General features: G+C 56.0%; 20 protein-coding genes. 16 read left to right on the top strand and 4 right to left on the bottom strand.

What is annotated here, in order from left to right; genetic code table 11:
- Positions 1-86 precede the first annotated feature (86 nt).
- The 4 genes from NI000_RS08315 (at position 87) to NI000_RS08300 (ending at position 2,942) form a co-directional block, all read left to right on the top strand.
- Positions 87-590, top strand: coding sequence for a GNAT family N-acetyltransferase (locus NI000_RS08315; protein ID WP_253409431.1), 504 nt, complete (start codon positions 87-89; stop codon positions 588-590).
- Between the two features lie 25 nt (positions 591-615).
- Positions 616-900, top strand: coding sequence for a hypothetical protein (locus NI000_RS08310; RefSeq protein ID WP_253409429.1), 285 nt, complete (start codon positions 616-618; stop codon positions 898-900).
- A gap of 102 nt (positions 901-1,002) precedes the next feature.
- A complete protein-coding gene (locus NI000_RS08305) occupies positions 1,003-1,602 on the top strand; it encodes a histidine phosphatase family protein (RefSeq protein WP_253409427.1) in 600 nt (199 codons plus the stop codon).
- Positions 1,603-1,685: 83 nt separating this feature from the next.
- Positions 1,686-2,942 carry an aspartate kinase gene (locus NI000_RS08300; protein WP_253409425.1) on the top strand — a complete coding sequence of 419 codons (1,257 nt, stop codon included), beginning with the start codon at positions 1,686-1,688 and terminating at the stop codon, positions 2,940-2,942.
- Position 2,943: 1 nt separating this feature from the next.
- On the opposite strand, the gene NI000_RS08295 is transcribed toward NI000_RS08300, so the two are convergent.
- From NI000_RS08295 to NI000_RS08285, 3 genes are read right to left on the bottom strand one after another with little or no spacing between them, the layout of a single operon-like run.
- On the bottom strand, positions 2,944-3,408 hold the full coding sequence (locus NI000_RS08295; RefSeq protein ID WP_253409423.1) for a DUF441 domain-containing protein: 465 nt from the start codon (positions 3,406-3,408) through the stop codon (positions 2,944-2,946).
- 60 nt (positions 3,409-3,468) lie between these two features.
- On the bottom strand, positions 3,469-4,218 hold the full coding sequence (locus NI000_RS08290) for a 2-phosphosulfolactate phosphatase (protein WP_253409421.1): 750 nt from the start codon (positions 4,216-4,218) through the stop codon (positions 3,469-3,471).
- 21 nt (positions 4,219-4,239) lie between these two features.
- Entirely contained in the window at positions 4,240-5,079 is an 840-nt protein-coding gene (locus tag NI000_RS08285) for a phosphosulfolactate synthase (protein ID WP_253409419.1), read from the bottom strand.
- A 133-nt stretch (positions 5,080-5,212) separates the two neighbouring features.
- On the opposite strand from NI000_RS08285, the gene NI000_RS08280 reads away from it, so the two are divergent.
- From NI000_RS08280 to NI000_RS08240, 9 genes are all read left to right on the top strand, one after another.
- Complete coding sequence (locus NI000_RS08280; RefSeq protein ID WP_253409417.1) at positions 5,213-5,485, top strand: YqhV family protein; 273 nt, start codon at positions 5,213-5,215, stop codon at positions 5,483-5,485.
- 68 nt (positions 5,486-5,553) lie between these two features.
- On the top strand, positions 5,554-6,540 hold the full coding sequence (gene spoIIIAA / locus NI000_RS08275) for a stage III sporulation protein AA (protein WP_253409634.1): 987 nt from the start codon (positions 5,554-5,556) through the stop codon (positions 6,538-6,540).
- A 34-nt stretch (positions 6,541-6,574) separates the two neighbouring features.
- On the top strand, positions 6,575-7,093 hold the full coding sequence (spoIIIAB, locus tag NI000_RS08270; RefSeq protein WP_253409415.1) for a stage III sporulation protein SpoIIIAB: 519 nt from the start codon (positions 6,575-6,577) through the stop codon (positions 7,091-7,093).
- A gap of 34 nt (positions 7,094-7,127) precedes the next feature.
- Positions 7,128-7,331 (top strand): stage III sporulation protein AC, encoded by a 204-nt coding sequence (spoIIIAC, locus tag NI000_RS08265; protein ID WP_010499062.1) that lies wholly within the window; start codon positions 7,128-7,130, stop codon positions 7,329-7,331.
- Between the two features lie 15 nt (positions 7,332-7,346).
- Complete coding sequence (spoIIIAD, locus tag NI000_RS08260) at positions 7,347-7,736, top strand: stage III sporulation protein AD (RefSeq protein WP_253409413.1); 390 nt, start codon at positions 7,347-7,349, stop codon at positions 7,734-7,736.
- 63 nt (positions 7,737-7,799) lie between these two features.
- A complete protein-coding gene (gene spoIIIAE / locus NI000_RS08255) occupies positions 7,800-9,032 on the top strand; it encodes a stage III sporulation protein AE (protein ID WP_375540955.1) in 1,233 nt (410 codons plus the stop codon).
- A gap of 29 nt (positions 9,033-9,061) precedes the next feature.
- Positions 9,062-9,805, top strand: coding sequence for a stage III sporulation protein AF (gene spoIIIAF / locus NI000_RS08250; RefSeq protein WP_253409410.1), 744 nt, complete (start codon positions 9,062-9,064; stop codon positions 9,803-9,805).
- A 5-nt stretch (positions 9,806-9,810) separates the two neighbouring features.
- On the top strand, positions 9,811-10,443 hold the full coding sequence (spoIIIAG, locus tag NI000_RS08245) for a stage III sporulation protein AG (RefSeq protein WP_253409408.1): 633 nt from the start codon (positions 9,811-9,813) through the stop codon (positions 10,441-10,443).
- A 64-nt stretch (positions 10,444-10,507) separates the two neighbouring features.
- Positions 10,508-11,455 carry a SpoIIIAH-like family protein gene (locus NI000_RS08240; RefSeq protein WP_301292385.1) on the top strand — a complete coding sequence of 316 codons (948 nt, stop codon included), beginning with the start codon at positions 10,508-10,510 and terminating at the stop codon, positions 11,453-11,455.
- Here the strand turns inward: NI000_RS08240 and NI000_RS08235 are convergent.
- Positions 11,452-11,733 (bottom strand): hypothetical protein, encoded by a 282-nt coding sequence (locus NI000_RS08235; RefSeq protein WP_253409407.1) that lies wholly within the window; start codon positions 11,731-11,733, stop codon positions 11,452-11,454. The two genes, NI000_RS08240 and NI000_RS08235, sit on opposite strands and share 4 nt — an antisense overlap.
- A gap of 38 nt (positions 11,734-11,771) precedes the next feature.
- Here NI000_RS08235 and accB point away from each other — a divergent pair, with 38 nt between their 5' ends.
- The 3 genes from accB (at position 11,772) to NI000_RS08220 (ending at position 14,149) form a co-directional block, all read left to right on the top strand.
- Entirely contained in the window at positions 11,772-12,263 is a 492-nt protein-coding gene (accB, locus tag NI000_RS08230) for an acetyl-CoA carboxylase biotin carboxyl carrier protein (protein ID WP_253409405.1), read from the top strand.
- Between the two features lie 20 nt (positions 12,264-12,283).
- Positions 12,284-13,642 carry an acetyl-CoA carboxylase biotin carboxylase subunit gene (accC, locus tag NI000_RS08225; RefSeq protein ID WP_253409403.1) on the top strand — a complete coding sequence of 453 codons (1,359 nt, stop codon included), beginning with the start codon at positions 12,284-12,286 and terminating at the stop codon, positions 13,640-13,642.
- A 96-nt stretch (positions 13,643-13,738) separates the two neighbouring features.
- A complete protein-coding gene (locus tag NI000_RS08220) occupies positions 13,739-14,149 on the top strand; it encodes an Asp23/Gls24 family envelope stress response protein (RefSeq protein ID WP_253409401.1) in 411 nt (136 codons plus the stop codon).
- Positions 14,150-14,202: the final 53 nt, after the last annotated feature.

Genomic DNA, 14,202 nt, shown 5'->3' with positions numbered 1-14,202 from the left:
GCGGATCGTAGTTTTATTATAGACCGTGACATTAATGTCAGAGTCAATCGTTTTTTTTACATCAATGTAAAGGGTGAGGATAAGTCATGATACTTCGTAAACTGGAGCCTCAAGACGTGGAGGCATTTTGGAGCTTGCGGTTAAAATCGCTGAAAGAACATCCGGAATCATTCGGCTCGAACTACGAGGACGCGTCGCTTACCGGAATGGACGAGGTTCGCCGCCGTTTTCCGAATTCGGCGGACCAGTTTCTTCTGGGAGCGTTCGGAGAGAACGACGGATTGATGGGTATGATCGGCTTTCGCCGGGAGTCTTCGCGTAACCTGGCTCACAAGGGCATGCTGTGGGGAGTGTATGTGGACAGCGCCCATCAGGGGAAAGGGATCGCTTCCGCGCTGCTTCGGCATGTGCTGGAGGAGGCGCGCTTGCTGGAAGGACTGGAGCAGATTTATTTGGCTGTGGTGACCGCCAACGAACCGGCGGTTCGATTGTACCGTTCGGCCGGATTCGAAATTTTCGGCACCGAACCGAACGCATTGAAAATCGGCGGCGAGTACTACGACGAATACTGGATGGTATGCAAACTATAGACGACGGATTCAAGGGGAGAAGCGGATGGTTAAAACGATAAGGAACGCCCTTTTGTTCGCAGCGGCAGTTCATCTTGTGTATGTTATCGTGCAAGTCGTTTCGGGGATGCTACTTACTATGCGGTATGTGCCGAAGATGGTCGACGATTATTCGAGCAAGCAAGGGATGGAATCGCAGGTTTCCTTCGGGCTGACGGCGGGCCCGTCCGGATGGCTTTACGCCCTGACGTTCGCCGGCAGCGCCGCCTTGTACGCCTTAGCCCTGCAGCCGCTGTTGCGGAGATGGGCCAATCGGCGGAACCGGCCGTAGCTTCCCGGGCGGCGCTAACGATAGGTAGCATGGAGGACTCGCCGGTTTCGTATAAATGAACAGAAGCTTTTTGCCTAGGGAAAACGATGGACTGGGGGGAGCATGATGGACTTTATATTCGTCATTCACGGTGAAGCGCAGCATTCGCTCGGTTTGCCCGGAAGCCGGGAAATGAAGGATCCGCAGCTCACGGAACGAGGCAGAACGGACGCGCTTCGGCTTCGAAGCTTGAAGCCGCTCTCGGATACGGACGCGGTCGTTGCCGGTCCAACGCTGCGAATGCTCCAAACGGCGGAGCTCTGGTGCGAAGGGATGCCCGTCGCCCGGTTTGTGCATCCGCTCGCAGGTCCGCGCCAATATCCTTTCCGTTACGATTTTCATACGATGCCTTGTGACATGCCTTTGGAGCCTGGCCGGCTTGCGAGCCGGTTCCCCAAGTGGCAGCTGCCTGCCGACTTGCCCGAATATTTGTGGCTGCAGGGCATCCATACGCTGCCGGGTCTGCTCTTCGCCCAACAGGCGGACCGCTTTCTTGCATGGTGCCGCGCTCTAGGCAAAGAACGGGTCTATGTGGTGACCGAGACGGGTACGAGCCGAGCCTATCAGGAGCATCTGGCGGAAGCTCGCTGCAATGGGACAAAGAAATTTTTTACATGTCTAGAAAAAAACGGAGGCTTCGCGCTATCTGTCTGCTCGGGTTGATATTTTACTATTTCAAGAGAGACAGGGCATATGATATAATAACTCACTAGTTATGTAAAAGTTTGCGTAGGGAGTGAGCAGCTTTGTCTCTGATAGTGATGAAATTCGGCGGGAGCTCCGTAGGTGACGCGGAGCGAATGAAGCGGGTGGCGAACCGCATCGTGGAAAGAAAGCTTGAAGGCCACGATTGTGTCGTCGTCGTTTCGGCCATGGGAGATACAACGGACGATTTGATCGATTTGTCCAAACAACTGTGCCCCGGCACGCCGCCGGCGCGAGAAATGGACATGCTGCTGACGACGGGCGAGCAGGTTTCGGTTGCGCTGCTGGCGATGACGATCCACAGCCTCGGGCAAGAAGCCGTTTCGTTTACAGGCTGGCAAGCCGGCATGTACACGGAAGCGCTTCATGGCAAGGCGCGCATTACCGATATCCGTCCGGATCGTATCCGCAATGCGGTCGCAGCCGGCAAAATCGTCATCGTTGCGGGCTTCCAAGGTATGACGGAGGAAGGCGAAATTACGACGCTCGGACGCGGCGGGTCGGATACGACGGCCGTAGCGCTGGCGGCTGCCATTGAAGCGGATGTCTGCGAAATCTTCACCGATGTGGACGGCATTTATTCGACCGACCCGCGGATCGTGAAGTGCGCGCGCAAGCTGAACGAAATTTCGTACGACGAAATGCTGGAGCTTGCCAATCTCGGAGCGGCGGTTCTGCATCCGCGCGCCGTAGAATACGCCAAAAATTACAATGTACAGCTGGTCGTCAGATCCAGCTTCAATCATAATGAGGGCACGAAAGTGAAGGAGGAAGCGGCGATGGAGCAAGGCATCGTAGTACGCGGCATTGCTTACGACAAAAATGTGGCGAGAATCAGTATTTTGGGAGTGGAAGAAAAGCCGGGGCAATTGGCTAAAGTCTTCTCTGCCTTGGCCAAAGCGCAAATCGATGTGGATATCATCGTCCAAAGCGGCGTACAGAACGGTCTTGCCGATTTCTCCTGCACCGTATCGCTGTCCGATCAAGAGAAGGCGCTTCAAGTCATCGAAGGGATTCGTCCGGAAGTCGGCTTCCGTCAAGTGACCTCCGAAACCAATCTGGTCAAAGTATCCATCGTTGGCGCGGGCATGGTTAGTACGCCGGGCGTGGCCGCGAAAATGTTCGAGGTCATCTCCGAGCTTGGCATCAGCATTCTGCTGGTGAGCACGTCCGAAATCAAGACGTCCTGCGTCATTGAAAACGGCCGTTTGAACGAAGTGATTACGGCGCTGCACAGTGCTTACGGCCTCGATACGGATCAGACCGTATTTGTGGGCGGCCCTTCCGAAAGAAGATAAGCTAACGCAGCTTATCGAAGACGAACGTAAACAGTTTGAACAGAAAAGCGGTAATTCCGGCGGCCATCAGCGGCCCGACCGGAATGCCTTTCAAGAAAATAATCCCGAAAATGGACCCAATGACAAGACCCACAATCAATTGTGGGTCTATTTTTAATAACTCCAAGCCTTTGCCGTTCATATACGTTGCGATTGCGCCCCCGACCAAGGCCAAGATCCCCGGCCAAGTCGTGAACATCGACGTCACGTCTTTAATGGTGATTCGTTCGCTGGCGAACGGAACCAATACCCCCATCGTCAAAAACAGCAGCCCGAGCTCCAGCCCTCTCCGTTCGATGGTAGGCAAATACCGTTCCAAACTGATGAGCTTGATAATCAACAGCACGCACGCCGCCGTTGTAATAATATGGGAGCGACCGATTAGGCCGATGATAATCAGCGCCACCAGCAAAATGTCTCCGTTCATGGTCAGGCCCCTTGTCCATTGGTTTCTTTTCCAGTGTATGAACGAGGGCTTGGTTTAGAACTAGAGCGAGGCGGAGGTGGGTTCCGGCTCCAGCTTCCCGGCACGTACGACAGGGGCTAAGGGCAATAGATCGATTTCCGAGCAGTACGTCACATCGTCGCGGAAGCCGAGCTTGGTCAGCCGTCGTCCGCCGGCGCAGGAGAGCAGTGTCTCGGTCAGACGGTCCTGCACTTGCCGGTAGGCGTGAAGCATGGCCAGGCCGAAATCGCCGACCGCCTGTGCGGCGGCCGGACTGTCCGGGTCGCAGCCGGACAACCCGAGCAATTCGTGCACAAGCAGACCGGCGCATAGGCCGTCTTCCAGCGAGAACACGTCCTGGGCTCCCGAGCAGACCAGCACGATTTCCTGGTCCAGCGAGGTCGCCTTGCGGGCACAGGCCCCGGCGTTCAGGAAAGCGCCGATCAGCACGTGATCCGCCTTCCTGGCCTTATGAATCGCCCGGGTGCCGTTAGTCGTCGTCATGATTAACGTTTTTCCGGCCACAGCTTCAGGCGTATACTCGAGCGGAGAATTGCCGAAGTCGAAGCCGGGAATTTTTTTGCACGAACGTTCGCCCCCGAGCAAATTCCCCGGGCTCTGCAAGCTCTTCGCCTGGCTCACCGTTTCGACCGGGATAAGCGTCCGGCATCCCCCGGCAAGTGCTGTCAGCATCGTGGAGGTCGCACGAAGCACATCGATGACGATAACGGTTTTGTGCTGAAGATCGTCGGACCGCGCTTCGTTAATGGAGGCGATCACTTGAATATTCATGGAAACCGGACCTCCCCCGCTTCAAATTTGATAATCCCACGAATGGCCGACGGCAGCGGATTGCAACCCTTCGGGAAGCATCGTATCCGAACGGAGCCCCCGACGGAGCGCTTCGAGCGAGATGACGTCCGAAGGAGCGACATTGCCGAGATGAACGTCAGCTCCCAGCATTTGCATCAGATGCACCTGCTGCTCCTTTTGCGGCGCTTCCCAGAGCAGAACGCCCGGACTCGGCACCTGCCTGAGCACCTGCGCGATTTCCTTATCCTTGCAAGCGCCTTGAGCGTCGTAGATGCCGACGCCTTTGCCGGATTCCCGGCCTTCGATCGTGACCAGCGCGGCGCCAAGCCCGGTATCCAGGATCACTGTCTCAATCAATGCGTCCAATTCGATGGTGGAGCCCCACCCTTTTTTTCCGTATTCGGTGATGACCGTAAGTCCTGCTTCCACCCCCCGGGAGATCAGCTCGCTGCGCAGACTCCTAGGCACCTCGATGGTTCCGTCCGATACTTCCACACCGCTGAAGCCCATGTAAGCCGCCATATCAAAGTAATGATCGACCGCATCCTGCCGGATCGCCACCTCGAGAAAAGTGCCTCCGGGGTAGACGATAATGTCGTGGGCTTTCGCCATTTCGATTTTTCGCTTAAGCAACTCCGTCTTATAAAGCGGCGAGGTGCCGAATCCGATTTTCAGCATGTCGATATAGACGCCGGCCGTCTGCAGCAAATCCTCAAGTGCATGAAGCCCAAGGCCTTTGTCGATGACCATCGTTTTGCCCAAGGCTCGCGGCTTCTCCGTACGACGCCCGGTCGGATCGCTGAGCAGGGTGTTCCACTGCAGCGGTGATGTAACCTCCATCTTGTATCGCCTCGCAGTAACATAAAGTTGGATTACGGTGCATCATATGCATTTTGGGCGAATGGTGTGCCCCGCAAGCCTAAAATAAGACGAGCCCGCATACAGTGATAAGGAAAGTGAAGGGGGGAAACCAATGTCTGTCATCAACAAAATCGTCCTCAGTATGGCGCTGATCCGAATCTTCTCAGGGAGCATTGAGATTATGGCGGGGCTGCTTATGCTGCGCTACAACCAGATTGAGAAAGCGCTCCTGATTAATTCGGCGCTGGCGCTGGTCGGGCCTCTCGTGCTGCTTACGACTACGACGATCGGACTTGTGGGGATGGCGGAAAAGCTGTCGGCGGGCAAAATGCTATGGGTGCTTGTCGGCGTAAGCTGTATTTTTATTGGAATCTTAAAAAAGTAATCGGTCATAGTTCAGTAGATTGCATCATACATATGATTGTAAAAGATGGACAGCTTGGAGGGATAGCCATGATCCGGTCGCTGCTGCCGTTCTTCTCCGCCGCTATGCAGCAGATCCTAGCAACTCTACCAACCCGCATTGCAGCCGAGCTGCAAGAAATCCGGATCCGCGAAGAGAGGCCTCTGGAAGTCGTTTGGGCTTCGGGCTGCGGCTTCGTATCGGACAAGGGCAGCTTGTGCGCCGATCCTGGGCAAGCCTACCGGCCGACGCGCCGGGACTGCGCGGAGCTGCTAGAGCAGCTGACGCAGCATTCGATGTACACGTTCGAGGAGGAACTGAAGCGGGGGTTCATTACCGTTTCCGGCGGACACCGGATCGGCCTCGCCGGACGAACCGTTCTGGAACAGGGAAAAGTAAAGTACATCAAGGATGTCAGCGGCTTCAACGTTCGGCTGGCGCGGGAATGGAAAAACACCGCCAAGCCGGTCCTTCCCTATCTGCTCGAACCGGGCGGCGACCGGGTGTACCGCACGCTGATCGTCTCCCCTCCGCAGCAGGGAAAGACGACGCTGATCCGCGATCTGGCCCGATTGCTGGGCAGTGGAGGAGCGGACAACGGCTTGCGCCGGTCCTTCAAGATCGGCATCGTCGACGAACGTTCCGAGATTGCCGCTTGCGTCAAAGGAGTGCCCCGCTTCGATGTCGGGTACCGGACGGACGTGCTGGACGGCTGCCCGAAGGCGGAAGGCATGATGATGATGATCCGCTCCATGTCGCCGGAGGTGCTGATTGCCGACGAGATCGGCCGGGCCGAGGACGCGCTTGCGATCCACGAAGCACTGCACGCCGGTGTCGGCGTCATCGCTACGGCCCACGGCCGGGATGCCGCGGAGCTCCGGCGCCGTCCGATCCTGCGCGAGCTGCTCGAAGACGGCGTGTTCGACCGCTTTGTTGTACTGGCCCGACCGCCGGGAGCGGGCCCGGAAACGGCCGTTTATGACAAGCAGGGCAAACGGCTGGACGACAGACTCGCTTGGAGAGGGGGGCTGAGCTGATGAAACGAACCGGTGAAGAGGACGAGGACCCCGCATGCTGAAGCTGCTCGGCGCCATGCTGATTTTGCTGGCAGGCACGCTGTTCGGCTTTTACCAGGCTTCCCAATTGTCGCGCCGACCGAGGCAAATCGCCGATCTGATCCGCATGCTGCAGCGGCTGGAAACGGAAATCGTCTACGGCTTCACGCCGCTGCCGGACGCGCTACGGCGTGCCGCAAGAGCGGATGACTCTCCGGCAGGTGTTTTGTTTACGGCCGCAGCGGAGGAACTCGGCAAGCCCGGCGGCCGTTCCGTACAGACCGTCTGGGAGCAGGCGGTAAGCCGGGGATGGAAAACGACGTCGATGAAAGCGGCGGAGCGGGACATTTTGCTGCAGCTTGGCTCTACGCTGGGGCTGACGGACCGCGATGACCAGGTCAAGCACCTGAGGCTTGCCGCCAGCAGCCTGCAGGGGGAAGCGGACATTGCGCGGGACGAGCGGGAGCGGTATGAGCGGATGTGGAAAAGCCTCGGCCTGCTGATGGGCGCGTTAGTCGTCATTTTAATGTATTAGAAGCAGAGCCAGGCTTAAGGGTGAGGTGCCGCCAATGAACGTGGACGTAAACGCGATATTCCAGATCGCCGGCATCGGCATCATTATCGCAATGATTCATACCGTGCTGAAGCAGATGGGCAAAGAAGATATGGCGCATTGGGTCACCGTGATCGGCTTCGTCGTCGTGCTGTTTATGGTGGTCCGGCTGCTGGACAGCTTGTTTAAAGAGATCAAGACGATTTTTCTCTTCCAATAAAAGCAGGTGAAGCCCGTGGAGATCATTCAAATCGTAGGGCTCGGGTTGGTGACGACCGTGCTGGTGCTGATCATCAAGGAGCAAAAGCCGATGTTCGCCTTCCTGCTGACGGCCTTCACCGGCATTACGATCTTTCTCTTCCTGATCGGCAAAATAACCTCCGTGATCGGCGTGCTGGAGGAACTGGCCAACAAGGCGAACATCAACCTGATTTTTCTGAAAACAATTCTGAAAATTATCGGCATTGCCTACATTGCCGAATTCGGCGCCCAGATCGTCCGGGATGCCGGCCAGGAAGCGATCGCCTCCAAAATCGAGCTGTCCGGCAAAGTTCTCATTATGGTGATGGCGATTCCGATCGTCTCGGCCATCATCGAAACGGTCGTCAAGCTGCTTCCCGCGTAGCGCCGGAGATGGGCAGCTCGGCATGAAAAGGCGGGTGGAGGCGAAGCGATGAGGCGGCGCTGGATGCAAGGGTTACGACATTCGTTCGGGAGACTAGCTGCCTGCGGCGCGCTCCGGCTCGGACTGCTGCTAAGCGTGGCGTTCCTCACGACTCTCATGCCGGACGGAGGAGCGGGCTGCTGCGGCACCGCTTATGCCGCCGTACCGGCGGAAGAGCTGATCCGTGAGCAGGCGCAGCGGCTGCCGCTTGATCAGGTCGAGCAATTCTGGAGCCGGCTGACCCGGCAGTACGGCGGATATTTTCCGGACAGCCGGGCCCCCAGCTTCATGGAGCTGCTGCTCGGAGCCAAGGATTTCGGCCTCGGTTCGATTTTCTCGGGACTGTTCAAATACTTATTTCATGAGCTTCTCTTCAACGGCAAGCTGCTCGTTTCCATCGTCATTCTTACGGTGTTCAGCATGCTGCTGGAAACGCTGCAAAGCTCCTTCGAGAAAAATAACGTCAGCAAAATCGCCTACGCCATTTCGTTTCTGGTCCTGATGATCATGGCGGTCAACAGCTTCAGCGTAGCGATCGGCTATGCGAAATCGGCGATAACCGATATGATCCACTTCATGATCGCCGTCGTGCCGCTCCTTCTTACGCTGCTCGCTTCTATGGGCAACGTGGTGACCGTTTCCGTCCTGCACCCGCTGATCGTATTCATGATCCACGCCGTCGGGACGGCGATCTACTTCATCGTATTTCCGCTGCTGTTTTTCTCGGCGGTGCTGCATATTGTCAGCTCGCTGTCGGACAAATACAAGGTGACCCAGCTTGCAAATTTGCTGCGAAACGTCAGCGTAGGGTGTCTTGGAGTTTTCGTTACGGTATTTTTGGGGGTCGTTTCGGTACAAGGCATCGGCAGCGCCGCGGCGGACGGGGTGACGATCCGGACGGCCAAGTACATTGCCGGCAACTTCGTGCCGGTCGTCGGGCGGCTCTTCTCGGACGCCTCGGAAACCGTGATCGGTGCCTCGCTGCTGGTGAAAAACGCGGTAGGGCTGGCGGGGGTCGTCATTCTTCTGGTGCTTTGTGCCTTCCCGGCGCTTAAAATATTGGCGCTTGCCTTCATCTATAATGTATCGGCTGCAGTGATGCAGCCCTTGGGAGATAACCCGATGATTACGTGCTTGGAAACAATTGGGAAAAGTTTGATATTCGTATTTGCGGCGCTTGCCGTCGTCGGGCTGATGTTTTTCCTGGCGATCACCATTGTGATTGCCGCAGGCAACGTATCCGTCATGATGCGCTGAACCGCGCCCCGCGAAGGAGAGGATGACGATTGGACTTCCTGAGCGGGTGGCTCAAGTCGATCGTCATGGTCATCTTGCTCGCCACCTTCGTCGACCTGCTGCTGCCGAACCAGTCGATGCAGCGCTACGTCAAAACCGTGATCGGCCTGTTCCTGCTGCTTACGCTGCTGCAGCCGCTCTTCTCGCTGCTTGGCCAGCGGTCGCAATTGGATGAGCGCGTCAAGGACGCGCTGTTCAAAAGCGGAGCGGCGAGTCCGGAACGGCCGGCGGGCGGGGCAAGCGAAGAAGTCGAGTCGCTGCCCGTCACCCTGCAGCGGGCCGAAGCGCTGAAAGCCAAGCAGCAGGAGCAATCGCGCAAGCTGGTGGAGGCGCAGGCTACCGATCTGATGAAGCGAAGCATCGAGCAGAAGGCCGGAGTAAAGGTGCGAAGCATTCAGGTGGAGACTACCGCCGATAGCGATGGCCAGCTTGTCATTCGCAGCGTCTCCCTCGCCTTGGAACCGCAGCCACCGGTGACGTCCGTTACGGATACGGCTTCAAGGCCAGGTAGAGGAATCGAGCCGGTCAAACCGGTGGAACCCGTTGCAGGTGTCGATATCCGCATCGGAGAGCCGCAATCGAAGCCTGTTTCCCGGATAAGCAGCAGGGAATCGGATGAAAATAAGCTATCGCCTGAATGGTTGCAGAAAAAGACGCAAATATTACTGATGTTGGAGCAGGATTGGCAGGTAGGCGAAGACCAAATCCGGCTGGAGCTGACGGTGGGGAGGTGATGCTGATGGGAGAGATGCGGAGAAAGATGCAATCGTGGCTTGGCGGCGGCCCGGGCGGTCCAAAGCGGGTTCAGACGTTTAGGTGGGTGCTGCTGCTTGGGCTCGCAGGCGCGGCGCTTATGATTCTGAACTCGTTTATCACCGTGAAGGAGGTGGATCCCATCGGCACGGGACGGGCGTCTCCTCCCGATCAGACCAAGCCGGCCTTCGGTCAGGGAAGCAAAGAACGAAGCATGTTCAAAGATTATGAGGAAGCGTATGAAACCGAGCTTAGAGACATCTTGTCGAAAATTGTCGGAGTAGGCGATGTAGAAGTGCTGGTGACCATTGAGTCGACGGAGGAACTAAACGTTGAGCGTAACACCAAGGAAACGCAGCAAATTACCAATGAGAAAGATCCGCAGGGGGCCACGAGACATATCACCGACGTGACCCGTAACGGCGAAGTTGTGCTCTACGAGATCTCGGGCGGCAAGCAGCCGCTCGTCGTCAAGACGATTAAGCCGAAAATCCGCGGCGTGCTCGTCGTCGCCAAGGGCGCGGAGAATCTGACGGTGAAAAAAATGATTACCGAAGCGGTAGAACGCGGGCTGGACGTCCCTGCCCACCGGATATCGATCCAGCCCCGCAAGCAGTAAGCCGTACGGGGCCGGTGCGATACATTCAATTTTAAACAAGGATAAACGTTAAGGAGGATATGCAATGAATTCGAAAAGACAAACCATTTGGCTTGTATCCATGCTTAGTTTGATGGTGGTGCTGTCCGCCTACTACTTGTTTACGGAAGACGTGGGCAATGTGGAAGTGACGGGAACGACGCCGAAGGAAATGACGATCAGCGCCGGGCAAACGGACGCGATGCATCCCACGGCGACGGATACGAACGCCGGTCCGAGAGGCGAGCAAAAGCCGGGGCAAAAACCGGAAGTGAAGCCCGAACAAAAGCCTGAGGTGAAGCCGGAGCAAAAGCCGGAAATAAAACCGGAGCAGAAGCCTGAGATAAAACCCGAACAAAAGCCTGAGGTGAAGCCGGAGCAAAAGCCGGAAATGAAACCCGAGCAAAAGCCCGAGATGAAGCCCGAGCAGAAGCCCGAAATGAAGCCCGAGCAAAAACCGGAAATGAAGCCGGAACAGAAGCCCATGAAGCCGGAACAAAAGCCGGAAGGCAAACCGGAGCAAAAGCCTGGAAAGGGCGACAAATCCACCAGCACGGGGGCAGATATCGCCGCTCAGCCGGTCTCCAAAAACGAAACGGACGCCAAAGTGCTGCAGCAAGTGCAAGCGCAGGCGCATGCCCAATCGGGGAACGATTATTTTGTAAACCTTCAGCTTAAGCGCAACGAGGAGATGGCTAAGAAGGCCGAACAGCTTCTGACGATTATCGCGGATCCGAAACAAACAACCGAAGCAGCCGTCAAGGCACAGGAAGAGCTGCGGAAGATCGAAGATATGGAAGCCAAAGTCACGAATCTCGAAGAAAGCTTGACGAAAGATTTCCCGCAGGCTGTTGTAACACAAGATTCCAGCAAATGGAAGGTTACAGTCCAAGCCAGCAAGCTGGAGAAAAGCCAGGCGCTCAGCATCATCGACAAAACGATCAAAGAATTGAGCATCGGCCCCGACAGCGTATCGGTGCAAATGATTCCTTAAGCAAGAATTTGTAAGGAGAGTCCGGAAAACCCGGCTCTCCTTTTTTTTGCGGCATCGTTCGACGATTTTCGCCATATTCTTTTTTTTATTAGCGGCGGCTTTTTTGGAGAGCCGATGGAGCTGAAAAGTTCGCGCTGTTCCCGGAGCAAGGAAACTCTTTTCTTACCGAAAGATTGTGATATAATAACAACGTCGTTTGTTTTACGGTGTTGACCGCTGCCGCGGGACAAGCCGTCGGTTCGCGCGCCGCTTGGTCCGGGGCGTGCCGCAGCTTGCATGAGCAGCCGTCAACAAGATGCCCAAAGGAGTGAATTCCGTGTTTAAGTTAAGCGAAATTAAAGAATTGATCAAGCTGGTGGATCAAACATCTTTGCAAGAACTTGAGATCGAAAACGAAGGCTCCCGCCTTTTAATCCGTAAACCGAATAAAACCGAGCAAGTCGTCGTCACCGCCGCACAGCCCGCGGCTAGCCTCGTTGCCCAGCAGTCTGCTCCTCAAGCCGTCGTTCAGACGTCCGCAGCGGTCAACATCCCCGCAGCCGAACCTTCGGCAGCAGCCCAATCCAATTTACATACGATTGTTTCCCCAATGGTCGGCACCTTCTACGAAGCTCCGGCTCCGGGCGCGGCGTCGTTCGTTTCCAAGGGCAGCAGCGTGAAGGAAACGACGATCGTCTGCATCATCGAAGCGATGAAGCTGATGAACGAGATCGAAGCCGAAGTCAAAGGACAGATCGTCGAAGTGCTTGTCGAGAACGGCCAGTTGGTAGAGTACGGCCAACCGTTGTTCCTGGTGAAGCCGGAATAATCCGCTAGGAGGAGAACCCATTGAAGTTTCAAAAAGTATTGATCGCCAACCGTGGGGAAATCGCCGTGCGCATTATTCGCGCATGCCGTGAGCTCGGAATTTCTACGGTCGCGGTCTACTCGGAAGCGGACCGTGAAGCGCTGCATGTCCGTTTGGCGGACGAAGCCTATTGTATCGGACCTACAGCTTCCAAAGACAGCTATTTGAATTATACGAATCTGATGAGCGTCGCGACGTTGACGGAGACCGACGCGATTCATCCGGGATACGGCTTTTTGGCCGAGAACGCCGACTTCGCCGAAATTTGCGAGAGCTGCAACATTGCGTTCATCGGTCCTTCGCCGGAAGCGATCAGCAAGATGGGCGACAAATCCGTTGCGAAGCAGACGATGAAGGAAGCGGGCGTGCCCGTTATCCCCGGCTCCGACGGCCTTGTCGAGGATATGGACGAAGCGATCCGGCTGGGCCGCGAGATCGGCTATCCGATCATTATTAAAGCGACGGCCGGAGGCGGAGGCAAAGGCATTCGTCTGGCCGAAAACGAAGAGATGCTGATTCAGCAAATTACGACTGCCCAGCAGGAAGCGCAAAAAGCGTTCGGCAATGCGGGAGTTTATTTGGAGAAATATTTGACGGGGATGAAGCACGTCGAAATTCAGGTGCTGGCTGACAAGCACGGCAACGTAGTGCATCTGGGCGAGCGCGACTGTTCGGTGCAGCGCCGTCGCCAGAAGCTGGTGGAGGAAGCGCCTTGTCCGATTCTGACCGAAGACATTCGTGAACGAATGGGCGAAGCGGCCGTTCGCGCGGCCAAGGCCGTCGATTATTCCGGTGCCGGTACGTTGGAGTTTTTGCTCGGACCGGACGGACAGTTTTACTTCATGGAAATGAACACCCGGATACAGGTAGAGCATCCGGTTACGGAGCTCATCACGGGCATCGATATTATTAAAGAAATGATCCGTGTCGCGGAAGGCGAGCCGCTTTCGTTCACTCAAGACGAGGTCCGCATCGACGGCTGGGCGATCGAATGCCGGATCAACGCGGAAGACCCGGAGCGCAACTTCATGCCGTCCGCGGGTCAAATCAAATTTTATTTGCCACCCGGAGGCTTCGGCGTCCGTGTCGACAGCGCCGCATACCCAGGCTACACGATTCCGCCTCACTACGATTCAATGATCGCGAAGCTGATCGTGTGGGGAGCGGACCGCAACGATGCGATCCAGCGGATGAAGCGCGCTTTGGCCGAATTTACGATCGAAGGCATTCATTCGACGATCCCGTTCCATCTTAAGCTGCTGGAGCATAAAAAGTTTTTGGCCGGCGACTTCGATATCAAGTTTTTGGAAGAGCATGACGTGAACGATCCGAACTCTTAAGCACACCGTTCGCTTCATTGTCATATTTTTAAGGGAATGGTATAGTATACAATAAGTTTAGGTGTGGGCAAGCCAAATGTTTAGGAGGTCCTGACCATGAGTACACTGGCAGCGGATTATGAGAAGACCGAGATGGGCACGATTCAGATCGCCCCGGAGGTGATCGAGATCATCGCCGGTATGGCAACCGTGGAAGTGTCCGGAGTTGCAGGCATGAGCGGCGGATTTGCCGGAGATATCGCCGAGTTTCTCGGACGCAAAAATATGTCCAAAGGCGTAAAAGTCGAAGTAGGCCAGCGCGAAGCGGCGATTGATGTGTCTGTCGTCATCGAATTCGGCACGCGGATTCCGGAGGTTGCAAGCGCGGTTCAGCATAATGTGAAGCAGGCCATCGAATCGATGACCGGACTTAGCGTCGTTCAAGTGAACGTTCACATTCATGACGTCATTTTCAAAGGTGCGGACAAAGTCGAAGAGCCGGAAATGCCCGCACAGCGCGTAAAATAATTAATAAATACCCCGGTTGAACCCCCATCCTTCACCGTTTGGGGGTTTCCTCC

This window comes from Paenibacillus tyrphae (assembly GCF_024158745.1).
GTDB lineage: Bacteria > Bacillota > Bacilli > Paenibacillales > NBRC-103111 > Paenibacillus_G > Paenibacillus_G tyrfis_A.
This window is presented reverse-complemented; position numbering and strand designations above follow the sequence as displayed.